28 protein-coding genes are annotated in these 26,595 nt (G+C 70.5%); 15 read left to right on the top strand and 13 right to left on the bottom strand.

Features of this window, described 5'->3' with window-relative positions:
* Nucleotides 1–16: 16 nt before the first annotated feature.
* From atpE to AB0F56_RS04460, 8 genes are all read left to right on the top strand, one after another.
* The gene (atpE, locus tag AB0F56_RS04495) at nucleotides 17–283 is read left to right on the top strand and encodes an ATP synthase F0 subunit C (RefSeq protein WP_024761915.1); all 267 of its coding nucleotides are present in this window, start codon (nucleotides 17–19) and stop codon (nucleotides 281–283) included.
* 41 nt (nucleotides 284–324) lie between these two features.
* Nucleotides 325–870 carry a F0F1 ATP synthase subunit B gene (locus AB0F56_RS04490; RefSeq protein WP_362003807.1) on the top strand — a complete coding sequence of 182 codons (546 nt, stop codon included), beginning with the start codon at nucleotides 325–327 and terminating at the stop codon, nucleotides 868–870.
* Nucleotides 867–1,682, top strand: a complete 816-nt coding sequence (locus AB0F56_RS04485) for a F0F1 ATP synthase subunit delta (RefSeq protein WP_362003805.1) — start codon at nucleotides 867–869, stop codon at nucleotides 1,680–1,682. The genes AB0F56_RS04490 and AB0F56_RS04485 overlap by 4 nt, the downstream gene beginning before the upstream one ends.
* A 132-nt stretch (nucleotides 1,683–1,814) precedes the next feature.
* A complete protein-coding gene (atpA, locus tag AB0F56_RS04480) occupies nucleotides 1,815–3,413 on the top strand; it encodes a F0F1 ATP synthase subunit alpha (protein ID WP_362003804.1) in 1,599 nt (532 codons plus the stop codon).
* 20 nt (nucleotides 3,414–3,433) lie between these two features.
* On the top strand, nucleotides 3,434–4,351 hold the full coding sequence (locus AB0F56_RS04475; RefSeq protein WP_362003802.1) for a F0F1 ATP synthase subunit gamma: 918 nt from the start codon (nucleotides 3,434–3,436) through the stop codon (nucleotides 4,349–4,351).
* A complete protein-coding gene (gene atpD / locus AB0F56_RS04470; protein WP_362003800.1) occupies nucleotides 4,351–5,793 on the top strand; it encodes a F0F1 ATP synthase subunit beta in 1,443 nt (480 codons plus the stop codon). Before AB0F56_RS04475 ends, atpD begins: the two co-directional genes overlap by 1 nt.
* A 123-nt stretch (nucleotides 5,794–5,916) precedes the next feature.
* The gene (locus AB0F56_RS04465) at nucleotides 5,917–6,291 is read left to right on the top strand and encodes a F0F1 ATP synthase subunit epsilon (protein ID WP_362003799.1); all 375 of its coding nucleotides are present in this window, start codon (nucleotides 5,917–5,919) and stop codon (nucleotides 6,289–6,291) included.
* A 144-nt stretch (nucleotides 6,292–6,435) separates the two neighbouring features.
* Nucleotides 6,436–6,882 carry a DUF2550 domain-containing protein gene (locus tag AB0F56_RS04460; protein ID WP_362003797.1) on the top strand — a complete coding sequence of 149 codons (447 nt, stop codon included), beginning with the start codon at nucleotides 6,436–6,438 and terminating at the stop codon, nucleotides 6,880–6,882.
* Between the two features lie 134 nt (nucleotides 6,883–7,016).
* On the opposite strand, the gene AB0F56_RS04455 is transcribed toward AB0F56_RS04460, so the two are convergent.
* The 3 genes from AB0F56_RS04455 to AB0F56_RS04445 all read right to left on the bottom strand — a co-directional run bounded on the left by AB0F56_RS04455 (nucleotide 7,017) and on the right by AB0F56_RS04445 (nucleotide 10,842).
* Complete coding sequence (locus tag AB0F56_RS04455; protein WP_362004038.1) at nucleotides 7,017–8,774, bottom strand: glycoside hydrolase family 18 chitinase; 1,758 nt, start codon at nucleotides 8,772–8,774, stop codon at nucleotides 7,017–7,019.
* A gap of 215 nt (nucleotides 8,775–8,989) precedes the next feature.
* Nucleotides 8,990–9,640 carry a response regulator transcription factor gene (locus AB0F56_RS04450; protein WP_362003795.1) on the bottom strand — a complete coding sequence of 217 codons (651 nt, stop codon included), beginning with the start codon at nucleotides 9,638–9,640 and terminating at the stop codon, nucleotides 8,990–8,992.
* Complete coding sequence (locus AB0F56_RS04445; protein WP_362003793.1) at nucleotides 9,628–10,842, bottom strand: histidine kinase; 1,215 nt, start codon at nucleotides 10,840–10,842, stop codon at nucleotides 9,628–9,630. The genes AB0F56_RS04450 and AB0F56_RS04445 overlap by 13 nt, the downstream gene beginning before the upstream one ends.
* A 155-nt stretch (nucleotides 10,843–10,997) precedes the next feature.
* On the opposite strand from AB0F56_RS04445, the gene AB0F56_RS04440 reads away from it, so the two are divergent.
* Nucleotides 10,998–11,579 carry a hypothetical protein gene (locus AB0F56_RS04440; RefSeq protein ID WP_362003792.1) on the top strand — a complete coding sequence of 194 codons (582 nt, stop codon included), beginning with the start codon at nucleotides 10,998–11,000 and terminating at the stop codon, nucleotides 11,577–11,579.
* On the opposite strand, the gene AB0F56_RS04435 is transcribed toward AB0F56_RS04440, so the two are convergent.
* From AB0F56_RS04435 to AB0F56_RS04425, 3 genes are read right to left on the bottom strand one after another with little or no spacing between them, the layout of a single operon-like run.
* Nucleotides 11,576–12,148 (bottom strand): cob(I)yrinic acid a,c-diamide adenosyltransferase, encoded by a 573-nt coding sequence (locus tag AB0F56_RS04435; protein ID WP_362003790.1) that lies wholly within the window; start codon nucleotides 12,146–12,148, stop codon nucleotides 11,576–11,578. The genes AB0F56_RS04440 and AB0F56_RS04435 overlap by 4 nt on opposite strands.
* Before the next feature lie 13 nt (nucleotides 12,149–12,161).
* Nucleotides 12,162–12,911 (bottom strand): ABC transporter permease, encoded by a 750-nt coding sequence (locus tag AB0F56_RS04430; RefSeq protein ID WP_362003789.1) that lies wholly within the window; start codon nucleotides 12,909–12,911, stop codon nucleotides 12,162–12,164.
* 15 nt (nucleotides 12,912–12,926) lie between these two features.
* Entirely contained in the window at nucleotides 12,927–13,700 is a 774-nt protein-coding gene (locus tag AB0F56_RS04425; protein WP_362003787.1) for an ATP-binding cassette domain-containing protein, read from the bottom strand.
* A 72-nt stretch (nucleotides 13,701–13,772) separates the two neighbouring features.
* On the opposite strand from AB0F56_RS04425, the gene AB0F56_RS04420 reads away from it, so the two are divergent.
* From AB0F56_RS04420 to AB0F56_RS04405, 4 genes are all read left to right on the top strand, one after another.
* Nucleotides 13,773–14,408 carry a TetR/AcrR family transcriptional regulator gene (locus AB0F56_RS04420; RefSeq protein ID WP_362003785.1) on the top strand — a complete coding sequence of 212 codons (636 nt, stop codon included), beginning with the start codon at nucleotides 13,773–13,775 and terminating at the stop codon, nucleotides 14,406–14,408.
* A 131-nt stretch (nucleotides 14,409–14,539) separates the two neighbouring features.
* Nucleotides 14,540–15,388, top strand: a complete 849-nt coding sequence (locus tag AB0F56_RS04415) for a 3-hydroxyacyl-CoA dehydrogenase family protein (protein WP_362003783.1) — start codon at nucleotides 14,540–14,542, stop codon at nucleotides 15,386–15,388.
* A 126-nt stretch (nucleotides 15,389–15,514) separates the two neighbouring features.
* Nucleotides 15,515–15,838 carry an STAS domain-containing protein gene (locus tag AB0F56_RS04410; protein WP_024761898.1) on the top strand — a complete coding sequence of 108 codons (324 nt, stop codon included), beginning with the start codon at nucleotides 15,515–15,517 and terminating at the stop codon, nucleotides 15,836–15,838.
* 244 nt (nucleotides 15,839–16,082) lie between these two features.
* Entirely contained in the window at nucleotides 16,083–18,644 is a 2,562-nt protein-coding gene (locus AB0F56_RS04405) for an ATP-binding protein (protein ID WP_362003781.1), read from the top strand.
* Nucleotides 18,645–18,725: 81 nt separating this feature from the next.
* Here AB0F56_RS04405 and nucS read toward each other — a convergent pair whose 3' ends face one another.
* Nucleotides 18,726–19,397 carry an endonuclease NucS gene (gene nucS, locus AB0F56_RS04400; protein ID WP_362003779.1) on the bottom strand — a complete coding sequence of 224 codons (672 nt, stop codon included), beginning with the start codon at nucleotides 19,395–19,397 and terminating at the stop codon, nucleotides 18,726–18,728.
* 228 nt (nucleotides 19,398–19,625) lie between these two features.
* Between nucS and AB0F56_RS04395 the strand changes: the two genes are divergently transcribed.
* Complete coding sequence (locus tag AB0F56_RS04395; RefSeq protein ID WP_017236120.1) at nucleotides 19,626–20,018, top strand: SCO5389 family protein; 393 nt, start codon at nucleotides 19,626–19,628, stop codon at nucleotides 20,016–20,018.
* Nucleotides 20,019–20,140: 122 nt separating this feature from the next.
* Here AB0F56_RS04395 and AB0F56_RS04390 read toward each other — a convergent pair whose 3' ends face one another.
* Entirely contained in the window at nucleotides 20,141–21,175 is a 1,035-nt protein-coding gene (locus tag AB0F56_RS04390; protein WP_362003777.1) for an LLM class flavin-dependent oxidoreductase, read from the bottom strand.
* Nucleotides 21,176–21,371: 196 nt separating this feature from the next.
* Here AB0F56_RS04390 and AB0F56_RS04385 point away from each other — a divergent pair, with 196 nt between their 5' ends.
* Nucleotides 21,372–21,698 (top strand): ATP/GTP-binding protein, encoded by a 327-nt coding sequence (locus tag AB0F56_RS04385; protein WP_362003775.1) that lies wholly within the window; start codon nucleotides 21,372–21,374, stop codon nucleotides 21,696–21,698.
* Nucleotides 21,699–21,704: 6 nt separating this feature from the next.
* Here AB0F56_RS04385 and AB0F56_RS04380 read toward each other — a convergent pair whose 3' ends face one another.
* The 5 genes from AB0F56_RS04380 to AB0F56_RS04360 form a co-directional block, all read right to left on the bottom strand.
* A complete protein-coding gene (locus AB0F56_RS04380) occupies nucleotides 21,705–22,535 on the bottom strand; it encodes an ABC transporter permease (protein WP_362003773.1) in 831 nt (276 codons plus the stop codon).
* Nucleotides 22,532–23,623 carry an ATP-binding cassette domain-containing protein gene (locus AB0F56_RS04375; RefSeq protein ID WP_362003771.1) on the bottom strand — a complete coding sequence of 364 codons (1,092 nt, stop codon included), beginning with the start codon at nucleotides 23,621–23,623 and terminating at the stop codon, nucleotides 22,532–22,534. Before AB0F56_RS04375 ends, AB0F56_RS04380 begins: the two co-directional genes overlap by 4 nt.
* Nucleotides 23,624–23,758: 135 nt before the next feature.
* Nucleotides 23,759–24,538 (bottom strand): ABC transporter permease, encoded by a 780-nt coding sequence (locus AB0F56_RS04370; RefSeq protein ID WP_362003769.1) that lies wholly within the window; start codon nucleotides 24,536–24,538, stop codon nucleotides 23,759–23,761.
* Nucleotides 24,539–24,541: 3 nt separating this feature from the next.
* A complete protein-coding gene (locus AB0F56_RS04365; protein WP_362003767.1) occupies nucleotides 24,542–25,507 on the bottom strand; it encodes an ATP-binding cassette domain-containing protein in 966 nt (321 codons plus the stop codon).
* 132 nt (nucleotides 25,508–25,639) lie between these two features.
* The gene (locus AB0F56_RS04360; RefSeq protein ID WP_362003766.1) at nucleotides 25,640–26,578 is read right to left on the bottom strand and encodes a cellulose-binding protein; all 939 of its coding nucleotides are present in this window, start codon (nucleotides 26,576–26,578) and stop codon (nucleotides 25,640–25,642) included.
* Between the last annotated feature and the right edge of the window lie 17 nt (nucleotides 26,579–26,595).

Raw genomic sequence — 26,595 nt, 5'->3', positions numbered from 1 at the left:
AGAAGGAAGTAACGGCATGTCCGCTGCTCTCGACATGATCAACCTCGCCGCCGAAGGTGGCAGCGCCAAGACCAACGTCGTCGGCAACGTCGCCTCGATCGGTTACGGCCTCGCCGCGATCGGCCCCGGCGTCGGCGTCGGCATCATCTTCGGTAACGGTACGCAGGCCCTCGCCCGCCAGCCCGAGGCCGCCGGTCTGATCCGCACCAACCAGATCATGGGCTTCGCCTTCTGTGAGGCGCTCGCCCTCATCGGCATCGTCATGGGCTTCGTCTACCAGTAAGCCGGACCGACAGCCCACACCTTTTTACGGAAGGCACTGATGTGAACGCTCTGCTTCTTGCGGCGGCGGAGGAGCCCCAGCCTCCTCTGATCCCGCATCTTGACGAGCTCGTCATCGGCCTGATCGCTTTCGTCATCGTCTTCGGTTTTCTCGCCAAGAAGCTCCTCCCGAACATCAACAAGGTTCTGGACGAGCGTCGGGCGGCCATCGAAGGTGGCATCGAGGCGGCCGATGCGGCCCAGATCGAGGCCCAGAGTGTGCTGGAGCAGTACAAGGCCCAGCTCGCCGAGGCCCGCCACGAGGCCGCGCGTCTTCGCCAGGAGGCGACGGAGCAGGGCACCGCGATCATCCAGGAGATGAAGGCGGAAGGCCAGCGCCAGCGCGAGGAGATCATCGCGGCCGGTCACACGCAGATCGAGGCCGACCGCAAGGCCGCGGCGACCTCGCTGCGCCAGGACGTGGGCAAGCTCGCCACCGACCTGGCCGGCAAGCTGGTCGGCGAGTCCCTCGAGGACCACGCCCGCCAGAGCCGCACGATCGACCGCTTCCTCGATGAGCTCGAGGAGAAGGCCGAGGCCGTCCGATGAACGGAGCGAGCCGTGAGGCACTGGCCGCCGCACGTGAGTCCCTCGACGCGCTGACCGACAACACCTCGGTCGACGCGGCGAAGCTCGCGGGCGAGCTGGCCTCCGTCACCGCGCTGCTCGACCGCGAGGTCTCGCTGCGTCGGGTCCTGACCGACCCGGCGCAGGCGGGCGAGGCCAAGGCCGAGCTCGCCGGGCGACTGCTCGGCGGTCAGGTGGGCGGCGAGACCGTCGACCTGGTCTCGGGCATGGTGCGGTCCCGCTGGTCGCAGTCGCGCGACCTGGTCGACTCCGCCGAGGAGCTGGCGAACACCGCCGACCTCACCGCGGCGCAGCAGGCCGGCGCACTGGACGACGTCGAGGACGAGCTGTTCCGGTTCGGCCGGATCGTCTCCTCCAGCACCGAGCTCCGCTCGGCGCTGACGGACAAGGCCGCCACGACGGCCGCCAAGAGCGAGCTGCTGCGCAGCCTGCTCGGCGGCAAGGCCAACGTGGTCACCGAGCGCCTGATCATCCGTCTCGTCACCCAGCCCCGGGGACGTAGCCTGGAATCGGGACTGGAGTCCCTCTCCAAGCTCGCCGCGGCGCGCCGGGACCGGATGGTCGCCGTCGTCACCACGGCGGTGCCGCTGTCCGACCAGCAGAAGCAGCGCCTCGGTGCCGTTCTGGCCAAGCTGTACGGCCGCCAGATGCACCTGAACCTGGACGTGGACCCCTCGGTCCTCGGCGGGATCTCGGTGCAGGTCGGCGACGAGGTCATCAACGGGACCATCGCGGAGCGCCTCGACGAGGCGTCCCGGCGACTGGCCGGCTGACGACAGCTGCCACCACACAAAAAGCATGATCAGCGGCCCGGTTGGGCCGTGCACATCGCAGAAGATTCCTGGGGGTCGGCCCCCAGACCCCCAAGAAAACTTCGGGCCCAACAAGGAGAGCAGGGAACCCAGATGGCGGAGCTCACGATCCGGCCGGAGGAGATCCGGGACGCGCTGGAGAACTTCGTCCAGTCGTACCAGCCGGACGCGGCCTCGCGCGAGGAGGTCGGAACGGTCAGCCTGGCCGGCGACGGCATCGCCAAGGTGGAGGGTCTTCCCTCGGCCATGGCGAACGAGCTGCTGAAGTTCGAGGACGGCACCCTCGGTCTCGCCCTCAACCTCGAGGAGCGCGAGATCGGTGCGATCGTCCTCGGCGAGTTCAGCGGCATCGAGGAGGGCCAGCCGGTGCAGCGCACCGGTGAGGTTCTCTCGGTCGGTGTCGGCGAGGGCTACCTCGGCCGCGTTGTCGACCCGCTCGGCAACCCGATCGACGGCCTCGGCGAGATCGCGACGGAGGGCCGCCGCGCCCTCGAGCTGCAGGCGCCCGGCGTCATGCAGCGCAAGTCGGTCCACGAGCCGATGGAGACCGGCTACAAGGCCGTCGACGCGATGACCCCGGTCGGCCGCGGCCAGCGTCAGCTGATCATCGGCGACCGTCAGACCGGCAAGACCGCGCTGTGCGTCGACACGATCATCAACCAGCGTGACAACTGGCGCTCGGGCGACGTGAACAAGCAGGTCCGCTGCATCTACGTCGCCGTCGGCCAGAAGGGCTCCACCATCGCGTCCGTGCGCGGCGCGCTGGAGGAGGCCGGTGCGCTCGAGTACACGACGATCGTCGCCGCCCCGGCGTCCGACCCGGCCGGCTTCAAGTACCTGGCGCCGTACACCGGCTCCGCCATCGGTCAGCACTGGATGTACCAGGGCAAGCACGTCCTGATCGTCTTCGACGACCTGTCGAAGCAGGCCGACGCCTACCGCGCCGTGTCGCTGCTGCTGCGCCGCCCGCCGGGCCGTGAGGCCTACCCGGGTGACGTCTTCTACCTGCACTCCCGCCTCCTCGAGCGCTGCGCGAAGCTCTCGGACGAGATGGGCGCGGGCTCGATGACCGGTCTGCCGATCGTCGAGACCAAGGCCAACGACGTCTCGGCGTTCATCCCGACCAACGTCATCTCCATCACCGACGGCCAGTGCTTCCTGGAGTCCGACCTGTTCAACGCCGGCCAGCGTCCGGCCCTGAACGTCGGTATCTCGGTCTCGCGTGTCGGTGGCTCCGCCCAGCACAAGGCGATGAAGCAGATCTCCGGTCGCCTCCGTGTGGACCTGGCCCAGTTCCGTGAGCTGGAGGCGTTCGCCGCCTTCGGTTCCGACCTGGACGCCGCGTCGAAGGCGCAGCTGGAGCGTGGTCAGCGCATGGTCGAGCTGCTCAAGCAGGCTCAGTACCAGCCGATGCCCACGGAGAACCAGGTCGTCTCGGTCTGGGCCGGTACCACCGGCAAGATGGACGACGTCCCGGTGGCCGACATCCGCCGCTTCGAGGCCGAGATGCTGGCGTACCTGCGCCAGAGCCACTCCGGTCTCATGAGCTCCATCCGTGAGGGCGGCAAGATGTCGGACGACACCCTGCAGTCCGTGGCCGACGCCATCTCGGAGTTCAAGAAGCAGTTCGAGACCTCTGACGGGAAGCTGCTGGGCGACGACGCTTCCGCTGCCGTCAACGTCTCGAAGTGACGACGGAAGGGACCTGACTCATGGGAGCGCAGCTCCGGGTCTACAAGCGTCGCATCAAATCCGTCACCGCGACGAAGAAGATCACCAAGGCGATGGAGATGATCGCCGCCTCGCGCGTCGTCAAGGCGCAGCGCAAGGTGCAGGCGTCGACCCCGTACGCGATCGAGCTGACCCGCGCGGTCACCGCGGTCGCCACGGGTGCGAACGACAAGCACTCGCTGACCACCGAGGTGGAGAACCCGACCCGCGCCGCGGTCCTGCTCCTGTCGAGCGACCGCGGTCTGGCCGGCGCCTTCAACTCCAACGCGATCAAGGCGGCGGAGCGGCTCACGAAGAAGCTGGAGAGCGAGGGACGCGAGGTCGACATCTATGTCGTCGGCCGTCGTGGCATCGCGCACTTCAACTTCCGTGAGCGCAAGCTGGCCGACTCGTGGACCGGTTTCACGGATCAGCCGGAGTACGCGGACGCCAAGAAGATCGCGGCTCCGCTGATCGAGGCGATCGAGAAGGACACGGCCGAGGGTGGTGTGGACGAGCTCCACATCGTCTACACCGAGTTCGTCTCGATGATGACGCAGACGGCGGTCGAGGCCCGGCTGCTGCCCCTCAGCCTCGACGAGGTGGCGAAGGAGGCGGGCGAGCAGGACACGCTCCGTCCGCTGTACGACTTCGAGCCGTCGGCGGAGGACGTCCTCGACGCCCTTCTGCCGCGCTACGTCGAGAGCCGTATCTACAACGCGCTGCTCCAGTCGGCTGCCTCCAAGCACGCCGCCACGCGCCGCGCGATGAAGTCGGCGACCGACAACGCGGGAGACTTGATCAACAACCTCTCCCGACTTGCCAACGCGGCCCGCCAGGCCGAAATCACCCAGGAAATCAGCGAGATCGTCGGTGGCACCGCAGCCCTGGCCGACGCGACCGCGGGGAGTGACAAGTAATGACGACCACTGTTGAGACGGCCGCCGCCACGGGCCGCGTCGCCCGGGTCATCGGCCCGGTCGTCGACGTGGAGTTCCCCGTCGACGCGATGCCGGAGATCTACAACGCGCTGAACGTCGAGGTTCCGGACCCGGCCGAGGAGGGCGCGACCAAGACGCTGACCCTCGAGGTCGCCCAGCACCTCGGTGACGGCCTCGTCCGCACCATCTCCATGCAGCCCACCGACGGCCTGGTCCGCCAGGCCCCCGTGGTGGACACCGGCGCCGGCATCACGGTGCCCGTCGGTGACGTCACCAAGGGCCGCGTGTTCAACACGCTGGGTCAGGTGCTGAACGACGACGCCTCCACCGTCGCCGACGCCCCGCGGTGGACCATCCACCGCAAGGCCCCGGCGTTCGACCAGCTCGAGTCGAAGACCGAGATGTTCGAGACCGGCCTGAAGGTCGTCGACCTTCTCACCCCGTACGTCAAGGGTGGAAAGATCGGTCTGTTCGGTGGCGCCGGTGTCGGCAAGACCGTTCTTATCCAGGAAATGATCGTCCGTGTGGCCAAGCTGCACGACGGTGTTTCGGTCTTCGCGGGCGTCGGCGAGCGCACCCGTGAGGGCAACGACCTCATGGTCGAGATGGAAGAGGCCGGCGTTCTGGACAAGACCGCGCTGGTCTTCGGCCAGATGGACGAGCCCCCGGGCACGCGTCTCCGTGTCGCGCTGGCCGGTCTGACCATGGCGGAGTACTTCCGCGATGTGCAGAAGCAGGACGTGCTGTTCTTCATCGACAACATCTTCCGCTTCACCCAGGCCGGTTCCGAGGTCTCCACGCTGCTCGGCCGTATGCCCTCCGCGGTGGGTTACCAGCCGAACCTGGCCGACGAGATGGGTCTCCTCCAGGAGCGCATCACGTCGACCCGTGGTCACTCGATCACCTCGATGCAGGCGATCTACGTCCCCGCGGACGACCTGACCGACCCGGCCCCGGCCACCACCTTCGCCCACCTCGACGCGACGACGGTTCTCTCCCGTCCGATCTCCGAGAAGGGCATCTACCCGGCCGTGGACCCGCTGGACTCCACGTCCCGGATCCTGGACCCGCGCTACATCGCGCAGGACCACTACGACGCCGCCACGCGCGTCAAGGGAATCCTGCAGAAGTACAAGGACCTCCAGGACATCATCGCGATTCTCGGTATCGACGAGCTGAGCGAGGAGGACAAGCTCGTTGTCCACCGCGCCCGCCGTGTCGAGCGCTTCCTGTCCCAGAACACCCACGCGGCGAAGCAGTTCACCGGTGTGGACGGTTCGGACGTTCCGCTCGACGAGTCGATCGCCGCGTTCAACGCGATCTGCGACGGTGAGTACGACCACTTCCCGGAGCAGGCCTTCTTCATGTGTGGTGGTCTCGAGGACCTCAAGAAGAACGCCAAGGAGCTCGGCGTCTCCTGAGCCCCGTGCTCATGAGAGGGGCGGGTCGCCCCGCGCGGGCCGGTCCCGCCCCTCTCTCCACGCCCATTAGAATTGACCCCAACACCCGGCAGTACCGCCGGGTGGTGACCCGAGGAGCCACCCTTGGCTGCTGAGCTGCACGTCGAGCTGGTCGCCGCGGACCGGAGTGTCTGGTCCGGCGAGGCCACCCTGGTCATCGCGCGTACCACCTCCGGCGACATCGGCGTCATGCCCGGCCACCAGCCGCTGCTCGGTGTGCTGGAGTCGGGCCCGGTGACCATCCGTACCAGTGAGGGCGCGACCGTCGTCGCCGCCGTCCACGGTGGATTCATCTCGTTCGCCGACGACAAGCTGTCTCTGCTCGCGGAGATCGCCGAACTGGCGGACGAGATCGACGCCCAGCGCGCCGAGCGTGCGCTGGAGCGCGCCAAGTCGGATTCGGACGCCGGCGCCGAGCGTCGCGCCGACGTCCGGTTGCGCGCGGTAGCGGTTCGCTAGCGGACCGCGCCGAGAGTTGTGCCCTCAGCCGCGGCACGGCTGGAATTATCCAGACCGTGTCGCGGCTGAGGCGATGCAGATGCAGGTTGTATTCGGTTACGCCGGCGAAGCCGGTCACGGGACGCAGCGAGGAGGTCGGTGAAGATGTTCCTCGCTCTGCTCCTGAGCGGCCTGGTCGTCGCACTGGTGGTGATCGGGCTCTTCGTCTTCGGCTTGCGGCGCAGGCTGATCCAGCGTGCCGGCGGCACCTTCGACTGTTCCCTGCGCTGGAACGTGCCCGAGGAGCCGGACCCGTCCGGCAAGGGCTGGGTGTACGGCGTCGCCCGCTACAGCGGTGACGAGATCGCCTGGTTCCGGGTCTTCTCGTACGCTCCCCGCCCCCGCCGCGTCCTGGAGCGCTCGGCCATCGAGGTCCTCGAGCGCCGGATGCCGGAGGGCGAGGAGGAGCTCGCGCTCCTCTCCGACGCCGTGATCCAGGGCTGTATGCACCGGGGGGTCCGACTGGAGCTGGCGATGAGCGAGGACGCTCTCACCGGCTTCCTCGCGTGGCTCGAGGCGGCGCCCCCAGGGCAGCGAGTGAATGTGGCCTGATCGGCCCTCGCTGGATGGGGGTCCCCCGGACGAAGTCTGGGGGCGGGTCAACGTGGCGTGACGTAGGAAATACGACGGCGGGGACGGTGTGCTGCACCGTCCCCGCCGCGTTCTTCGTGGGCCGACTCAGACCGCTAGTTCAGCCCGTTGTTGATGGCGCCGACCAGCTCGCCGTTGCTGGTGTCGCCGCTGAACTCCCAGAAGAACGCGCCGCCCAGACCCTGGTTCTTCGCCCAGCTCATCTTGGACGTCACCGTGGCCGGGGTGTCGTAGCTCCACCAGTTGGATCCGCAGTGCGCGTACGCCGTACCCGCGACCGTGCCGTTGGCCGGGCAGGAGTTCTTCAGGACCTTGTAGTCCTCGATGCCCGCCTCGTACGTGCCGGGTGCCGCACCCGTCGCCGAGCCGCCCGGGGCGGACTGGGTGACGCCGGTCCAGCCGCGGCCGTAGAAGCCGATGCCGAGCAGCAGCTTGTTGGCCGGGACGCCCTTCGCCTTGAACTTGGCGATTGCCTCGGCGGAGTTGAAGCCCGCCTGCGGGATGCCGGCGTACGAGGTGAGCGGGGAGTGCGGGGCCGTCGGGCCCTGCGCTGCCCAGGCGCCGAAGAAGTCGTACGTCATCACGTTGAACCAGTTCATGTACTGCGCGGCGCCCGCGTAGTCGGCGGCGTCGATCTTGCCGCCGGAGGAGGCGTCGGCCGTGACGGCCGCCGTGACCAGGTTGCCGGTGCCGAACTTGGCGCGCATGGCCTGCATCATGTTCTTGAAGGAGGCCGGGCCGCTGGTGTCGCAGCTGAGACCGCAGGCGTTCGGGTACTCCCAGTCCAGGTCGATGCCGTCGAAGACATCGGCCCAGCGCGGGTCCTCCACCAGGTCGTAGCAGGACTGCGCGAAGGCGGTCGGGTTCTGCACGGCCTGGCCGAAGCCGCCGGACCAGGTCCAGCCGCCGAACGACCACAGCACCTTGATGTGCGGGTACTGGGCCTTCAGCTTGCGCAGCTGGTTGAAGTTGCCGCGCAGCGGCTGGTCCCAGGTGTCGGCCTTGCCGTCGACGGACTGGTCGGCGGTGTAGGCCTTGTCGTAGTCGGCGTAGGCGTCACCGATGGTGCACCGGCCGCCCTGGACGTTGCCGAAGGCGTAGTTGATGTGGGTGATCTTGGACGCGGAGCCCGACGTCGCGATGTTCTTGACGTGGTAGTTCCGGCCGTAGACGCCCCAGTTGGTGAAGTAGCCGAGCTTCACCGTGTTGCCGACCGGCGGGTCGCCGCCGCCCGTGGTGCGGACGTTCGCCGCGCCGCTGGCCGGGCCGGTCTGGTCGATGGTGTCGCGGGCGACGACCGTGTAGCTGTAGTTGGTGCCCGCGGTCAGACCGGTGTTGGTGTACGTGAGTCCGGTGACCGTGGCGACGGTGGTGCCGTCGCGCTTGACGTCGTAGTTCTTGATGCCCTTGTCGTCGGTCGCCGCGGTCCAGGTCAGCTTGACCGAGGTGTTGGTGATGTCCGAGGCGACCGGGGTGCCGGGGGCGGAGGGCGCGTTGTCGCCGGGCTGGGTGGTCCCGTCGCAGGAGCCGCCGTTGACCTTGCAGCCGCTCGGGGCGCCGGAGCCCGTGCCGTTGAAGCCGAAGGAGATGGAGGCGCCGGGGGCGAGGGTGCCGTTCCAGCCGACGTTCTTGGCGGTCCAGTGGGTGCCGGAGCTGGTGACGGTGGCGTCCCAGGCGGAGGTGACGGCGGTGCCGGCGGGGTAGTCCCACTCGACCTGCCAGGAGGAGAGCGTGGTGTCTCCGGTGTTCTTCACCGTCCACTTGCCCTCGAAGCCGGTGCCCCAGTCCTGGACCTTGGTGTACGTGGCGGTGGCCGCGGCCGCGGCCTCTGCGGGTGCTGCGAGGCCGACCATGGCGGCCAGGGGCAGGATCAGGGCGGTCAGTCCGGCGGCGGCCCGGTGTCTGAACCCTGTTCTGCGCGTCGGTGCTTGAGTGCTCAACGGTGCTCCTCAAGTTGCGGACGGACGAACGAGAGATGGGGGTGGTCCGTGAAGGTGCGCGCTCCGCGAGCGTAGGAAGGTCTGGACCAATCGTCAAGAGGTCCAGACCAACGTTGGCAATGGGTGGTTCAGACACCCAACTCCCGTGCAAGAACAGCCGCTTGAGCCCTGCTCCGTACCTCCAGTTTCCCCAGCACCTTGGAGACGTGGGTCTTGACCGTCGCCTCCGCCATGTCCAGGCGCGTCGCGATCTCCGCGTTCGACAACCCCTGCGCAAGCGCCCCGAGCACCTCCCGCTCCCGGGGCGTCAGCGCGTCCAGTACGGAGGGGTCCGCACCGCCCGGTGTGCGTTCCGGGCCGCGCGGGGACGCGAACTCGGCGATCAGCCGCCGGGTCACCGCGGGGGCGATCAGGCCCTCGCCGCGCGCCACCGTCCGTACCGCCTCGATCAGGTCCTTCGCCTCGGTGTTCTTCAACAGGAAGCCCGCGGCCCCCGCCCGCAGGGCCCCGAAGACGTACTCGTCCAGGTCGAAGGTGGTCAGCACGAGCACGTCGGCGAGCCCCTCGGACACGACGTGCCGGGTCGCCGTCACCCCGTCCATCCGGGGCATCTGCACGTCCATCAGGACCAGGTCGGGCCGCAGCTCGCGCGCCAGTTCCACCGCGCGCTCGCCGTCCGCCGCCTCCCCGACGACCTCGATGTCCGGCGCGCTGCCCAGGATCAGGACGAGTCCCGCCCGGACCGCGCTCTGATCCTCGGCCACGATCACCCGTACCATGCCGTCGGCTCCTTGTCGTTCGTCCCGACGGGCAGGACTGCCCGCACCCGCCATTCTTTCCGGCCGGTGCCGTCCGTCACCGGCCCGGCCTCGAACTCCCCGTCGAGCAGCGCCACCCGCTCCTTCATCCCCACCAGACCCGCCCCCGAGCCGGGCGCGCGCGGCCCCGGCTGCCCGCCGAGCGCACTGGTCACGCCCACCGTGAGGGCGCCGTCCGGGCGGCGGCCGAGCTCCACCCGTACCTCGCCCGGCGCCGCGTGCTTGAGGGCGTTCGTCAGCGACTCCTGCACGATCCGGTACGCGGCGAGCCCGACCGGGGCCGGCGGCGTCTCGTCGTCCTGGGGCCGGGAGTCGTCGATCGTGAACGTCAGCCCGCTGCTCCGCCCGTTCACCGCTGCCTGGGCCACCAGCGCGTCCAGGCCGCCCAGGGTGGGCGCGGCCGCGGGCTCCACGTCCCCGCTGCTGTCCCGGAGCAGCCCGATCAGCCGTCGCATCTCCGCGAGGCCCTCCACGCTGTTCTCCCGGATCACGGTCAGCGCCTGCCGGGTGGTCCCCGGATCGTCGAGCGACAACGCGGCCGTGGAGTGGATCGCGATCGCCGAGAGGTGGTTGGCCACCATGTCGTGCAGCTCCCGCGCCATCCGGGCCCGCTCGGCCACCACGGCCTGACTGCGGTCCATCTCGGCGAGCAGCGCGGTCTGTTCCGCCCGGAGGCGGGCGGCCTCGGCGGCCTGGCGGTGGTTGCGGACGACGGCTCCGGTGACGGCGGGCAGGAACGACACCATGCCGGTGATCAGGCCGACCGCCAGGGCGGCCGCGTTCTGCCACCAGACGAGGAAGCCGATCGTCACCCCGATCGTGATCAGCCCGGTCGTGTACGGGACGCGCCGGGCCGCGGAGGGCGGCCCGTACACGACGGCCGCGTAGACCAGGTCCGTGAACATCAGCGCGGTGACGAGGGTGCCGTAGGTGAACTGGTCCGCCACGAGCGCGACCGTGCCGACGATCAGCGCGGTCTGCGGCAGCGAGCGGCGCAGGGTCGCCATCGAGGCCATGACGACGAGCGGGATCAGGGTCGCCCACCGCGCGGTGATCAGCCGGTCCGTCTGGGTGTGCAGTCCGAAGGACCACATCAACAGGCCGATGGCGAGGCCGCCGAAGGCGATGAGCAGATCGATGCGGTTCGGTCGGGGGAATCTCACGTTCCCATCCAACACGGCGGGCGGACCCCGGGCCTCGGCGTCCGGGCCGATCCGCCCCTCCGTCGAAGGATGTAGTCGCACTTCGTCACTGGCGACGACGATCCGCGCCCGGAGCCGGGCGACGCTGAGAGGGACGTACGAAAAGGAGAACCGCCGTGATCGTCACGCTGATCGTGATCTGCGAGGTCGGGTTCTGGGTCCTGCTCGCCGCCGGTCTCGCCACCCGCTATCTGCTGAAGATGCCCCGGGCGGGTCTCGCGCTGCTGCTGTGCGAGCCGCTCCTGGAAGTCCTGCTGCTCGCCGTCACCGCGATCGACCTCGAGAACGGGGCCGAGCCGAGCTGGCGCCACGGGCTCGCCGCCGTCTACATCGGCTACACCGTCGGCCACGGCCACCGCACCGTGAAGTGGCTCGACGGCCACGCCGCCCACCGCCTCGGCGGCGGGCCGCCGCCGGTGAAGCCGCCCCAGTACGGCATGGCGCGCGCCCGCCACGAGGGCAAGGTCTGGCTGGGCTCGGTGACGGCGGCGGCGGTCGCGTCCGGACTGCTCCTGCTGGCGATCTGGTACGTCGGCGACGCGGGCGACACGCAGTCGCTGAAGGGCTGGATCGGCGTCGCCTGGCGGGCGGCCGGCATCCACGGTCTGATCGCGCTGAGCTACGCGATCTGGCCGAGGAAGGCTCCGAAGGAGGAGCCGGAGACCTCCCTGCCCAGCCGGGACCGGGACCGCGTCTAGCGGTCCCCGCCCGGGACCCAGAGCACGTCGCCGACGTCCTTGTTCGCCGTCCGGGCCAGAATGAAGAGCAGGTCCGACAGACGGTTGAGGTAGGTCGCCGTCAGGGGGTTCATGGTCTCGCCGTGGACCTCGATGGCCGCCCAGGTGGAGCGCTCCGCGCGGCGGACCACCGTGCACGCCTGGTGCAGCAGGGCCGCACCGGGAGTGCCGCCCGGCAGGATGAAGGAGCGCAGCTTGTCGAGCCGCTCCAGGAAGCGGTCGCAGTCCGCCTCCAGCTTGTCGACGTAGGACTGCTCGACCCGCAGCGGCGGGTACTTCGGGTCCTCGACCACCGGCGTCGAGAGGTCCGCGCCCACGTCGAACAGGTCGTTCTGGACCCGGACGAGGACCGTCACGACCTCCTCGTCCAGCTGCCCGAGGGCGATGGCCGTACCGACGACGGCATTGGCCTCGTTGGCGTCGGCGTACGCCGAGATCCGCAGATCGGTCTTGGCGGTCCGGCTCATGTCGCCCAGGGCGGTGGTGCCCTGGTCGCCGGTACGGGTGTAGATGCGCGTCAGATTGACCATGGGTCCAGCGTAGTTACGCTCCGGCCCGCAGGAAGGTCCGTGTGCCCACCGTCACGGAGACCAGCGTGAACCCGACGGCCACCAGGACGCCGTACAGCACGGTCGCCGTCGCGTACTGCCCGACGTACACGTCCCGTACCGCGTCCACCAGATAGCGGAACGGCATGAGGTGCGAGAGCACGTTCAGCCAGGTCGGCGCGAGCGCCATCGGCAGCATGAGCCCGGACAGCAGCATCGCAGGCAGCGTGAGCGCGTTGACCGTCGGGCCGAACTCCGTCGGCGTGTTCACCTTCATCGCCAGCGCGTACGAGAGCGAGGCGAGGGAGAAGGTCAGCAGGGCGACGAAGACGAAGCCGACGAGGACCCCGAAGAGCGGGGCGCGCAGCCCCATCACCAGCGCGGTGAGGACCAGCAGCACGGCCTGGAAGACGAAGAGCGAGGCGTCGCGCAGGAGCCGGCCGAGGAGCAGCGCGAGCCGGCTGACCGGGGTGACGCGCATCCGCTCCACCACGCCCCAGTTCTTCTCCATGATGAGCGAGAACCCGGCGAACGAGGCGCCGAACAGGCCGAGTTGGAGCAGCAGGCCGGGGACGAGGATCTGCCAGGAGTCGCCCTCGCGGCCGAGCGGCAGATCGCTGAGCAGCGGTCCGAAGAAGAGCAGGTACAGCAGCGGCATCAGGGCGCCGAAGAAGATCTGGAACTTCGAGCGCAGGGTCTGGCGGGCGTAGCGCCCGAAGACGAGCGCGGTGTCGTGGAGCAGCAAGGGGAGTCCTGGGTCCTAGACGGCCACGGGGGCCGGGTCGACGGGGGCCGGGCCGCGCCCGGTGAGGGCGAGGAAGGCGTCCTGGAGGGTGGTCGCCCCGTGCTCGGCCTTGAGGCCGGCGGGGGTGCCCTCGGCGATGACGACGCCCTTGTCGACGACGACCAGCCGGTCGGAGAGGGCGTCGGCCTCGTCGAGGTAGTGCGTGGTGAGCACCACGGTCGTGCCGTGCTCGTCGCGCAGCCGGCGCACCAGGGCCCACAGGTCGGCGCGGCTGCCGGGGTCGAGCCCGGTCGTCGGCTCGTCGAGGAAGAGCACGTCGGGGCGGTGGGCGAGGCCGAGTGCGATGTCGAGGCGGCGGCGCTGGCCACCCGAGAGCGCGGCGGGGGAGCGGTCGAGGACCTCGGTGAGGCCGAGTTCCTCCGCCAGCTCCGCGGCGCGGGCGACGGCGTCCGCCTTGGAGAGCCGGTAGAGGCGGCCCTGCATGACGAGTTCGGAGCGCACGGTCTCCTGCGGGTCGACCCCGCCGGACTGGGCGACGTACCCGATCCGGCTCCGTACGGACGCCGGGTCGGTGAGCAGGTCGTGGCCGGCGATGGTGGCGGCGCCGCCGGTGGGCGGGAGCAGCGTGGTGAGCATGCGCAGGGTCGTGGTCTTGCCCGCGCCGTTGGGGCCGAGGAGGCCGAGGATCTCGCCGCGCCGGACGGTGAGGTCGATCCCGCGGACCGCCTCCACGGGGCCGTTCTTGGTCTCGAAGGTCCGGGCGAGCCCGGCCGTACTGATGATGGGCATGGTGACTACAAAAACAGAGTCCCTGAAATTTTGCAACGTCCCCAAAATTTCAGGCCGACCTAGAATGACGCCATGGCTGAGGGGCTGAGGGAGCGCAAGAAGCGCCAGACGAAGCAGCGGATCTCCGACATCGCGACCGGACTCTTCCTGGAGCACGGCTTCGTGACCGTGACCATCGCGGAGATCGCGGAGGCCGCGGACGTCTCCGTCAACACGGTGTACAACTACTTCCCCGCCAAGGAGGACCTCTTCCTCGACCGCATGGAAGGCGTCACCCTCCGCGTCGCCCGGATGATCCGCGGCCGCGACAAGGGCGAGTCCGCTGCCGACGCCGTCCTGCGCGAGATGCGCCAGCAGATCGGCGCCGTCTCACCCGCGTACGGACTCATGGACGGCTTCGACGCCTTCATGAACGTCATCGACCACGCCCCCACCCTCAAGGCCCGGCTCTTCTACCTTCAGCAGCAGGTCCACGACGCCGTCGTCGCCACCCTGCGCGAGGAGACCGGCGCGGCCGACGACGACCCGCTGCCCCTGCTCGTCGGCGGTCAGCTCGCGTGGATCGAGAACACCGTCGTCGGCTACATCACCCGCGAGATGTCCGCCGGCGGCAAGGCGACCAAGGTCTCCCGCGAGGCCCTCGTCCTCCTCGACGAGATCGAGGAGCTGCTGAGCGAACGCGTCCTCACGTACGCCGTACGGGGGTAGCCGGCCTGTCGTGAGTGTGACGTCCGTCAAACCGGGCGTGACGCGCGTTACTTCACGGTCACTTCGCGCTCCCCGACCGCTAATCTCCGCCGGGAGAGCCAGACAGGAACAGGCGTTGAGGGGTGGAAGACGTGGCCAGGAAGCTCGCTGTCATCGGAGCCGGTCTCATGGGGTCGGGAATCGCGCAGGTCTCGGCCCAGGCGGGCTGGGACGTCGTGCTGCGTGACGTCACCGACGCCGCGCTGACCCGCGGCACCGACGGCATCAAGGCGTCGTACGACCGCTTCGTCGCCAAGGGCAAGCTGACCGCGGAGGACGCCGAGGCCGCCCTCGGCCGGATCACCGCCACCACCGAACTCGAGGCGGTGGCCGACGCCGACGTCGTCGTGGAGGCCGTCTTCGAGAAGCTCGAGGTCAAGCACGAGATCTTCCGCTCCCTCGACAAGATCGCCAAGGACGGCGCGGTCCTCGCCTCCAACACCTCCGCGATCCCGATCACCAAGATCGCCGCGGTCACGGAGCGGCCGGAGGCCGTCGTCGGCACCCACTTCTTCTCGCCGGTCCCGATGATGCAGCTCTGCGAGCTCGTCCGCGGCTACAAGACCAGCGACGCCACCCTCGCCGCCGCGCGGGAGTTCGCCGAGTCGGTCGGCAAGACCTGCATCGTCGTCAACCGCGACGTCGCCGGCTTCGTCACCACCCGCCTCATCTCCGCGCTCGTCGTCGAGGCCGCCAAGCTCCACGAGTCGGGCGTCGCCTCCGCCGAGGACATCGACATCGCCTGCAAGCTGGGCTTCGGTCACGCCATGGGGCCGCTCGCCACCGCGGACCTCACCGGCATCGACATCCTCGTCAACGCCACCTCCAACATCTACACGGAGACGCAGGACGAGAAGTTCGCGCCCCCGGAGCTGATGCGCCGGATGGTGGACGCCGGTGACATCGGCCGCAAGAGCGGGCAGGGCTTCTACGCGCACTGATCACCGACGGGTGTTCGGCCCACACCCCATCGGGTGAATTCGGTATCAGTTCGCTTACAAGGCGCAACGCTTCTGCGCCAACGGCAGTCAGTTGTTGCAAAGACGGAGCACTCCCGGGGAGCGCATATGCACATCAGGGGCGACCATGTCGAGCTGGTCGTCGGGGGCCGCCTCGACGTCCGCAGCGCGGCGGACGCCCGTACGGTCCTGCACTCGGCCGTCGACGACGGAGTCGGCGACCTCGTGCTCGACCTGACCGGTCTCGACTCCTGGGACGCCACCGGACTCGGGGTCATCATGGGCGCACACCGGCGTGCGGGCCGCTGCGGACGGCGGCTCGTGCTGCGCGGGGTGCCGCCGCAGATGCAGCGCCTCCTCGTGGCGACCCGGCTGCACCGGATCCTCGCCATCGAGGGCGGGCTCGCCGCGGAGTCGCTGCCGCGCGTCTAGGGCCGGCGGCGGGCGCGGTTGTGAAGCTGGTGTGCGAAACCGGCGACCCGCCCCAATCTCGACGGACCGTGACGTCTTGGTCGGGGCACCACCCCGGCTGTTCCGGGAATCCCGAAGAAGGTCTAGGGTTCGGTCGCCCGCCCATTTGACGAACCCACCCGGCGGGCACCGGACCAGAAGCGACAGCGAGCGTGCAGATCGGCCGGAGGGGCTTCCGCACGCACCGCTTTTGGGGGCTTTGACCATGGACCCGATGAACCGGGGGCCGGAAGACTACGGCCACGACACCGACGGCGACGACGTCTGCGACGGACGCGGCGGCCCCGCGGGCGACCGCGGACCGGCAGCGGCGGCCACCCGCGCCCGCACCGCCCGCCTCGTCTCCGGCGACCTGCTGCTCACCGTCAACCCCGTCGACGGCAGCGAGATCGAGGCCTGCCCGCCCGGCGAGCAGCCCGCGCCCTCGCGCCGGCGCACCGCCCAGGAGCGCGCCGAAGCCGCCCGCGCGGCCACCCCGCCCGTACCGGCCGGACCCGCAGCCCCCCGGCTGGCCCTGGTCGAACGGCAGGAGGAGCACGAGCGCCTCGTCCAGCTCCTCGCCCGCGGCCGCTCCGTCCGCGTCACCGGCCCCGCCGGCTCCGGCCGCACCGCCCTCCTCGACCAGGTCGCCGCCGACTGCGCCGACCTCGCGCCCGACGGCGTCGTCCGCCTCTCCGGCCACCACCGGACCCCGACCGAGCTGCTGTACGAACTCCTCGGCACGGTCCAGCACGCCCCCGACCACCGCCCCGACCGCCAGGGCCTGCTCGACCTGGTCCGCGACATCGGCGCCGTCGTCCTCGTCGACGACCTGGAGTTCGGCGGCGCGACCCTGGACGAGCTCCTCTCCGCCGCGCCCGAGTGCGCCTTCCTGCTCGCCGCGACCCCCGACGTCCAGGCCCCCTCCGCCGACGCCCACCTCGACGAGGTCGTGCTCGCCGGCCTCGGCCGCGCCGCCTCCCTCGAACTCCTGGAGCGCGCCGTCGACCGGCCGCTCACCGACGACGAGGCCAACTGGGCGGGCGACCTCTGGTTCGAGTCCGAGGGCCTGCCGCTGCGCTTCGTCCAGGCGGGCGCCCTGCTCCGGCAGCGCGACCGGCTCCGGGTCACCCCGGCCGAGTTCGACGCCTTCGGGGCGGCCGCCCAGGAGGAGCCCGTCCCCTCCGAGTTCGACGCCTTCGGCGCCCTCGACGACGCCTTCGGGCCGGCCGCCGAGACCCCCGCGCCCCAGCCGGACCCCGCCGACATCGAGCTGCGCGAGATACCGCTGCCGAGCCTCGGCGAGGGCGCAGCCCCCGCCGCCCTGCTCGCCTCCCGGCTCAGCCGCTCCGCCCAGGACACCCTGCGGTTCGCCGTCGCCCTCGGCGGCGAGGTCCCGCACCAGGCCCACCTGCCCGCGCTCGTCGGCGACACCCACGCGGACGCCGCCCTCGGCGAGCTCATGGCCTGCGGACTGCTCTCCCCGGTCGGCACCCGCTACCGCCTCGCCGCCGGTGTCCTCACCCAGCTCCTCGCCCGCGGCTACGACGAGGACGCCACCGCCCGCGCCCACACCGTCGCCCAGCACTACGCCTGGTGGGCCGGACACCCCTCCGTCACGCCCGCCCGCGCCGTCGCCGAGGCCGACGCCGTCCTCGCGGCTCTGGCCGCGCTCGTCCCCGGCTCGGACGCCGAACACCCCGCCACCGCCGTCCTGCTCGCCCGCAGCGCGGCGCCCGCCTTCGCCGCAGGCCTCCACTGGGGCGCCTGGGAGCGGGTCCTGCGCGGCGGCCAGGAGGCCGCCCGGCTGGCCGGCGAGGTCGCCGAAGAGGCGTACTTCCACCACGAGTTGGGCGTCCTCGCGCTCTGCGCCGGGAACCTGGAGCGGGCCCGCGCCGAGCTGGAGGCCTCGATCGGCATGCGCGGCGTCCTCGCCGACAAGCGCGGCACGGTCGCGGGACGCCGGGCGCTCGCCCTGGTCGCCGACCGCGCCGGAGTCCCGCCGCACGGCGACGAGCCGGCCGCCACGCGCCCCGAGGGGCCCGTCTCCCCGCCGCGCGGCATCCCGAGGGCGGCCCTCCCGGCCTCCCGACCGGCCGCCGCCAAGGCGTCCCCGGTCTCCCCGATGGCCAAGGCCCCCGCTGCCGTCCCGTCCTTCCCGGACTTCGCCGACGAGGGCCCGACCCTCATCACGCGCCCGGACACCCTCACGAGCGACGACGGCAAGAAGCGCGGCCGCCGCGCCGGCATCCTCGCCGGGGCCCGGCGCAACGTGGTCGCCGTCAGCACGGGAGCGCTCCTGGCCGCCGTGCTCGGCACCGTCGTGACCATCGGGGCCACCTCGGGCGACCCCGAGGACCCGGGCACCGGCCGCGTCACCTCCGACCGCACGGCCGACGAGGAGACCGGCGACACCGTCCTGGACGCCGACGAGCCGACCGACGGCGCGACGAACCCCGCCTCGGGCAGCGCCTCGCCCACCCCGTCCGGCTCGACGAGCGCGGGCACGCCCACCACGTCCGGCAGCCCGTCCACCGCGCCGTCCGGCGCCCCGACCACGACGGCGCCCCCGACGGGCTCCCCGGTCCCGACGACGACCCCTCCGCGCCCGACGACGAGCCCGACGCGGACGACGAGGCCGACCCCGACGACGACCAGCCCGTCGCCGTCGACGACACCGCCGACGACCCCGCCCACCACGCCGCCGACGACGGAGCCCACGAACCCCGAGCCGCCCGCCAGCAACTCCGCCTCCGGCGACACCACTCCGACCGGCAACCCCGCCTGACGGCAAGGCCCCGCGGAACACAGAACGGCCCCGAGTGCGATCACCGCACCCGGGGCCGTACGCGTACGACCGTACGAAGGGTCAGAACAGCCGCAGCTTGTCGTCCTCGATTCCGCGCAGCGCGTCGTAGTCGAGCACCACGCAGTCGATGCCGCGGTCCGTCGCCAGCACGCGCGCCTGCGGCTTGATCTCCTGGGCCGCGAACACGCCCTTCACGGGCGCGAGGTGCGGGTCGCGGTTGAGCAGCTCCAGATAGCGGGTCAGCTGCTCCACGCCGTCGATCTCGCCGCGCCGCTTGATCTCCACCGCGACCGTCGCCCCGTCGGCGTCCCGGCACAGGATGTCCACCGGGCCGATCGCGGTCGGGTACTCGCGGCGGATCAGCGTGTGGCCGTCGCCGAGGGTCTCGATGCGGTCCGCGAGCAGCTCCTGGAGGTGCGCTTCCACGCCGTCCTTGATGAGGCCCGGGTCCACGCCCAGTTCGTGCGAGGAGTCGTGGAGGATCTCCTCCATCGTGATGATCAGTTTCTCGCCCGCTTTGTTCACCACGGTCCAGATGCCGGCCTCCCCGTCGGACCCTTCCTTGAGGGTGCAGGGCGGCGACATCCAGTTGAGCGGTTTGTACGCCCGGTCGTCCGCGTGGATGGAGACGCTGCCGTCTGCCTTGACCAGGATCAGACGGGGAGCGGAGGGCAGGTGGGCCGTGAGCCGGCCCGCGTAGTCCACGGAACAGCGGGCGATGACGAGACGCATGGTCGGCAACGCTACAAGACACACGCTCTTCCGCGCGATTCGGCTCTTAACGCCCGCTGGACGAGGGTCACTTATTGGCCGGTTGTGTTCCCAATCTCCTGGTGCGCTCCGAAGGACGCGCTTACCGTGGAAGCAGGAGGTCGCCGTCCGTGCACGCAGCGTGTCGCACGGGGGTCCTTCATCCCTGCCCGTAAGACCCCGCCCGTCGGGGTCGCGAGAGGAGAACCCATGTCGCTCGACGTCTCACCGGCGCTGTTGGAACAGGCCGAGCGAGGCGAGGTCGACGAAGCCGACTTCGTCGACTGCGTCCGGACCTCCCTGCCCTACGCATGGGAGATGATCAGCTCTCTGGTGGCCCAGCTGAAGGTCGACGGCGGCGAGTTCGCCGACAACCAGACGCCGCCGCCGAACGAGCAGGCACGTGGTCAGCTGCTGCGTGCACTCGCGAGTGATGCCATCCGCGGTGCGCTGCAGCGGCACTTCGGGGTACGCCTCGCCTTCCAGAACTGCCACCGCGTCGCGGTGTTCCCGCTCGACCCCGCGGTCGACGAGCGGCTCGCCCGCTTCACCTCCGTACGGGGTCAGCTGCTCAACCAGTCGCCGGAACTGCGCGACTGCTGAGGCACGGCGGGTGCCGCCGCTCCGCATCGCGGGAGACGCGAACGATGCGGGAGATGCGGAGCGGCGGCATCGCCACGAGCCCCAGCCCGTCCGCCCACCACCATGAACCCGGTCCCACGGACTCAGACCAGCAGGGGGAGCACCTCGGCGCCGAGCCGTCGTACGTTCTCCTCGGTGGCCGCGAGGTCCCCCGTGCCCTCGGCGAGCAGCGCGAAGCGCGTGATGCCCGTGCGCTCCGAGGTCGCCGCGAGCCGGTCCGCCGCGCGCCGCGGCGTGCCCACGGGGTGCAGCCCGCACAGCAACTCGGTGTACGCGACGGGGTCCCGCATCGCGCGGTGCCGGCCGTCCACGGTCACATGCGCGTCCAGGCCCTGCTTCAGCCAGCCGGGCATCGCCTTCACCAGCGCCTCGGTCGCCTCGCGCGTCCCGTCGGCGAGCTGGGCGACGCCCGCCGAGACATGGTTCGCGCCGATCCTCGCGATCTCGTCCGGATTGCGGCCCGCGTCCCGGGAGAAACGTTCCCACGCGGCCACCATCTCGGCCTTCTCCGCGTCGCCGCAGTGCATCCCGAGCAGCATCGGCAGCCCGCGCCGCGCGGCCAGTTCGACGCTCTTGCGGGAGGTGCAGGCGACCACCACCTCGGGCGAGGCGTCCCCGCCGATCAGCTCGCCGGGGCGGGGGACGACGGCCACCTCGCGGAAGGCGAATCGTTCTCCCTCGGCGGAGACCCGGGGTTCGGTCAGCCAGCGCAGCAGCAGGTCGAGGGATTCGGGGAACCCCTGTTCGTACGCCTTCAGGCCCGCGCCGAACACCTCCAGGTCGACCCACGGCCCGCCCCTGCCCACGCCGAGCGTGAAGCGGCCGCCGGAGGTCAGATGGAGCAGGGCGGCCTGCTCGCCCAGGGCGACCGGATGGACCGTCGGCAGCACGCTCACCGCCGTACCGACCCGGAGCCGGCGGGTCCGGCCCAGGAGCACCGCCGCCAGCGTCACGGCGGACGGACAGACTCCGTACGGGACGAAGTGGTGCTCGGCCAGCCAGACGGAGTCGAGCCCCGATTCCTCGGCGACCTCGGCGGTCCGTACCGCCCGGTGCAGTGCCTCGCCCTGGCCCTGGCCCGGGAACTGGGCGGCCAGAACAAACGTACCCACGCGCATCGCCTTCTGCCTCCTTGCGGCCGACGCGGTTCTCCCTCTCCACTGGCAACAACGTCTGACACGTGCCAAAGGCACGGCCTCTGATGAAGTTGTTGCGATTTTCCGCTAACTGGGCCCGTCGGGTGGGAAGGTCACTCCGTCGCGGCCCGTAGGCTGGAGAGAACGTTCTGTGTCCCCGGACCCGTGAGGTGATCAGGTGTCCCCGCGTCGCAACCGCCCCCAGGGCGGCGATAGGCCCGATCCCCAGGCCGAGTCCGGCGACCGGTACGGAGGAGCGCAGCGCAGCGAGTCCTGGCAGGGCGAGGAGTGGTTCGTCCGGCACGTGGCCGGCGCCAGCGCCCCCGGCAAGCGCTACCGCTGCCCCGGCTGCGACCAGGAGATCCCGGGCGGCGCCCCGCACGTGGTGGCCTGGCCGGAGTACGGCGGGGTCGACGACCGCCGCCACTGGCACAAGGCCTGCTGGAACGCGAAGGACCGCCGCACCTCCAGGGTGCAGCGGTCCCGAAACGCGCCGAAGTACTAGCGGCTGTCAGACGTCCCGGCTGTTCAGCAGGGCGTACGCGCCGCCCATCACGGCCGCCACGAGGACCGCCATGATCCAGACCGGGTCCCAGCCCGAGGGGCCGGACTGGCCGGTCGTCGACTTGCCGGCGTACAGCGCGATGAGCTGGCTCGGGATCGCGTAGTCGAGCAGGAACTGCTGCACCTTGGCGAGCGACTCCGAGAACATGAACATGGCCGCCACCAGCGGCAGCAGCAGGACGCCGATCATGATCGTGATCGCGCCCGCCGAGTGCCGGATGATCGCGCCGATGGCCAGCGACAGCAGGCCGAGCAGCGCGAGGAACAGGCCGACGCCGACCGTCGCCCGCAGCCACTCGGCGGAGGTGGGCTCCGCGGCCACCGATTCCACCATCGCCACCTGCGCCACGGCCACCACCGTCGCCGTGACCGTGGTGATCGTGAAGACGAGCAGGAAGAAGACGATCGCCTTGGCCGTCAGGACCCGGCCGCGGGTCGGGCAGGCCGTCAGGGTCGTACGGATCATGCCGGTGCCGTACTCGGAGGCGATGGTGAGCACCCCGAGCGTGATCACACAGATCGAGCCGAGGAGCACGCCGAAGAAGCCGAGCGTGAGCGCCGACTCGCTCGACGCCGGCCCGTCGGGCCCTTCCGTGGTGGCCACGACCGCCGCGACGGCGAGACCGATGCCCAGCATCAGCAGCACCATCACGCCCAGCGTCCACATCGTGGAGCGCAGGGAACGGATCTTCGTCCACTCCGAGGCGAGCGCGTCCCCGAGGTGCGCCCGGCGCACCGGGATGGGGGAGACGTACGAGTGCGGGGCGGGGGCGGTCATCGGGCGTCCTCGGCGTTCTTGGCGGGCTCGCTCTGCGTCGCGTACGGGTTCTGTCCGGGCGGTGGCGGCGCGTACCAGCCCTGCTGCGGCACGTCCTGCACCACCGGCTGGGCCGGCGGCTGCGGGAAGTGCTGGTGCGGCTGCGGCTGCTGGAGGTGCGCCAGCTGGTCGTCGGTGGAGCGGTAGTCCACGGCGCCCTGCGTCATCCGCATGTACGCCTCCTCCAGCGAGGCCTGGTGCGGGGAGAGCTCCCAGAGCCGGACGTCCGCGTCGTGCGCCAGGTCGCTGATCCGGGGCAGCGCCAGACCGGTCACCCGCAGCGCGCCGTCCGGCTCGGACATCACGCGCCCGCCGGCCTCGATCAGCGTCGCCGTCAGCTTCTCCCGCTGCTGCGGCTCCGCCTGCGGGGTGCGGACCCGGGCGAAGTCGGCCGAGTTCGCCGAGATGAAGTCCTTGACGCTCATGTCGGCCATCAGCTGGCCCCGGCCGATCACGATCAGGTGGTCGGCGGTCAGCGCCATCTCGCTCATGAGGTGGCTGGAGACGAAGACGGTCCGGCCCTCGGCCGCGAGCTTCTTCATGAGGTTACGGACCCAGAGGATGCCCTCGGGGTCGAGACCGTTGACCGGCTCGTCGAAGAGCAGCACCTGCGGGTCGCCGAGCAGCGCGGCGGCGATGCCGAGGCGCTGCCCCATGCCCAGCGAGAAGCCCTTGGAGCGGCGCTTGGCGACGTCCTGGAGACCGACGACCCCGAGGACCTCGTCGACCCGCTGCGCCGGGATGCCGGCGAGCTGGGCGAGCGAGAGGAGGTGGCTGCGGGCGCTCCGCCCACCGTGCACGGCCTTCGCGTCGAGCAGCGCGCCCACCTGGCGCGGCGCGTTCGGCAGCTGCCGGAACGGGTGGCCGCCGATCGTGACATGACCCGAGGTGGGGCGGTCGAGCCCCAGGATCATGCGCATCGTGGTCGACTTGCCGGAACCGTTGGGGCCGAGGAAGCCGGTGACGGTACCCGGCCTCACCTGGAAGGAAAGGTTGTACACGGCCGTCTTGGCGCCGTAGCGCTTCGTCAGGCCGACTGCCTCGATCATTCTCCAGCCCCATCGAAAAGGTCAGGTCTCGTCGGGGCCGTGGCCGACGGCCGGGGCCCCCGTATGAGCTAGGAGCTTATCCAGGGGTTGACGGTTCCGGCCAAGTGGAAATCGTGACCAAAGACCCCCGACGAGCTACGCGTCGCGCTTCTTCATGACCAGGTAGCCGCCCAGCAACGCGGCCGCCACCCAGAGCACCATGATCCCGAGCCCGCCCCAGGGTCCGTACGGCGCCTTCTCCGTGTTCAGGGCGTCGGGGACGACCTGCATGATCTTGGAGCCGGCCTGGTCGGGGAAGTAGCGCGCGACCTCCTTGGCCTTCGGGACCGCCGCGAGGATCTGCGAGACCAGGAAGAAGAAGGGCATCAGGATGCCGAGCGAGAGCATCGAGGAGCGCAGCATCGTCGCCACGCCCATCGAGAAGAGCGCGATCAGCCCCATGTAGAGCCCGCCGCCGACCACGGCGCGCAGCACGTTGTCCGCGCCGAGGGTCGTCCGGTACTCACCGAGGAGGCCCTGCCCGAGGAAGAACGACAGGAAGCTGGTCACCAGACCGATGCCGAAGGCGAGCGCCCCGGCCACCGCGATCTTGGAGAAGAGGAAGGTCGCCCGCTGCGGGACGGCCGCGAGCGAGGTACGGATCATCCCCGAGCTGTACTCGGTGCCGACCACGAGCACGCCGAAGACCACCATCGCCAGCTGCCCGAGCACCATCCCGGAGAAGCTGACGAAGGTCGGGTCGAAGGTCGCCTGCTCCGCCTCGTTCAGATCGCTGTAGGTCGCCTTCACCACCGCGGAGATGGCCGCGCCCATCGCCACCGTCACCAGGAGCGCGCTCGCCAGGGTCCAGACCGTCGACGAGACCGTCCGGATCTTGGTCCACTCCGACTGGAGGACCGCCGATACCGCTGCCATCGTTCAGGCTCCCTTGGTGGTCTCGCCCCAGCGGGGGCCCGGCGCGTCCGCCGCGTGTACGTTCGTGCCGTGCGCGTGGTACTCCACCGCGCCGGCGGTCATCTGCATGAACGCTTCCTCCAGGGAGGCGCGCTGCGCGCTCAGCTCGTGCAGGACGAGCCGGTGCTCGGCCGCCAGTTCACCGAGCTTCTCGGTGGTGGCGTTGTCCACCTCCAGCGTGCCGTTGCCCGCCTCGACGGGCGTGAAGCCGCTCTCGTGCAGGACGTCCCGCAGCCGCTCCTGCTGCGGCGAGCGCAGCCGTACGTAGCTCCGCGAATTCTGGTGGATGAAATCCGCCATCGACGTGTCCGCCAGCAGCTTTCCCTGCCCGATCACGATGAGATGATCGGCCGTCAGGGCCATTTCACTCATCAGATGACTGGAAACGAAGATCGTCCGGCCCTCGGCCGCGAGCGCCTTCATCAGATTGCGGATCCAGTGAATTCCCTCGGGGTCCAGACCATTGACGGGTTCGTCGAACATCAGGATCTCGGGATCACCGAGCAGCGCAGAGGCGATTCCGAGCCGCTGGCCCATGCCGAGGGAGAAGCCCTTCGACTTCTTCTTCGCGACCGAGGTCAGACCGACCAGGTCGAGTACCTCGCCGACCCGGCTCGACGGAATGCGGTTCGACTGCGCGAGGCAGAGCAGATTGTTGTACGCCGACCGGCCACCGTGCATCGCCTTCGCGTCGAGCAGCGCCCCGATGTACTTCAGCGGCTCCTGGAGCTCCCGGTAGTGCTTGCCGTCGATCCGGACGGTCCCGCTGGTCGGGTTGTCCAGATCGAGCATCATCCGCATCGTCGTCGACTTGCCCGCGCCGTTGGGCCCGAGGAAGCCGGTCACCACGCCGGGACGCACCTGGAAGGAGAGATGGTCGACCGCGGTCTTCGATCCGAACCGTTTCGTCAGGGCCTCGAGCTCGATCATGCGTACAACCTACGGGCGCGAAAAACCCTCCGCCACCGGAATGACGGAGGGTTTTCAGGTGCGTCGCCCACTCGTCACCGAGCGGGCACTTCACCGGGTGCGCGCCGCGCGCTCAGCGGGCGCTCACGGGACTCAGCGGGTCTGCTGGGCCGGGACGCCACGGGGGGCGGGCTCGTCGTCGATCGGCGAGCCGGCGGCCGCCACGGCGGCACCGGTCAGCGTGGCCAGCATCTCGCGGACGTTGGTCAGCTGGGCGTTGATCGAGTCGCGGCGGTTCGTCAGCGCCGCCAGCTCGCGCTCGGATTCCGAGCGGATCCGGTCGGCCTTGGCGTTCGCGTCGGCCACGATGTCCTCGGCCTGGCGCTGCGCGGTCTCCACCGTCTGACGGGCCCGGCGCTCCGCGTCCGTACGCAGCTTCTCGGCCTCCAGGCGGAGCTGCTCGGCGCGGTGCTCGATCTCGGCGAGACGCTTCTCGGCCTTCGCCTGACGCGAGGCCAGGTCGCGCTCCGACTGCTCCCGGCGCTTGGCCAGGTTGGTCTCGAAGTCCGCGGCGGCCTGGGCGGCCTTGGCGCGGGTCTCCTCGAAGAGGGCGTCCGCCTCCTCGCGCTTGGACTGCGCGTCCTTCTGCGCCTCGCCGCGCAGCGAGTTGGCCTCGCCCTGCGCCTTCTCGACGATCCGAACGCCCTCGTCCTCGGCCTTCGCCTTGCGCTCCGCCGCGAACGACTCGGCGTCGTTGCGCACCTGCTGCGCGGCCGACTCGGCCAGCTCGCGGTGCTGCTCGGCGGCGCGACGGGCCTCCTCGCGCAGGTCCTTCGCCTCCTCCTCGGCGAGGCGGAGGATCTTCTCGACACGCGCGCCGAGCCCGGCGTACGACGGCTCGGCGTCGGTGACCTGGGCCTGGGCGTTCTGCGTCTCGAGGTGGAGCTCCTCGATGCGCTTTTCCAGAGAGGTGATGCGTCCTAGAGCACTGTCTCGGTCGGCGACGAGCTTGGTAATGCGGTCATCCACCTGACCGCGGTCGTAACCACGCCGCACGAGCTCGAAGCCGAAGGGGGAGGAAGTGTCGCTCATGGGGTTCCTGTCGAATG

This window comes from Streptomyces sp. NPDC026092, from assembly GCF_040638605.1.
Classification (GTDB): Bacteria; Actinomycetota; Actinomycetes; order Streptomycetales; family Streptomycetaceae; genus Streptomyces.
Note: the sequence above shows the minus strand (reverse complement) of the source record. Positions and strands in the feature narration are given on the sequence as shown.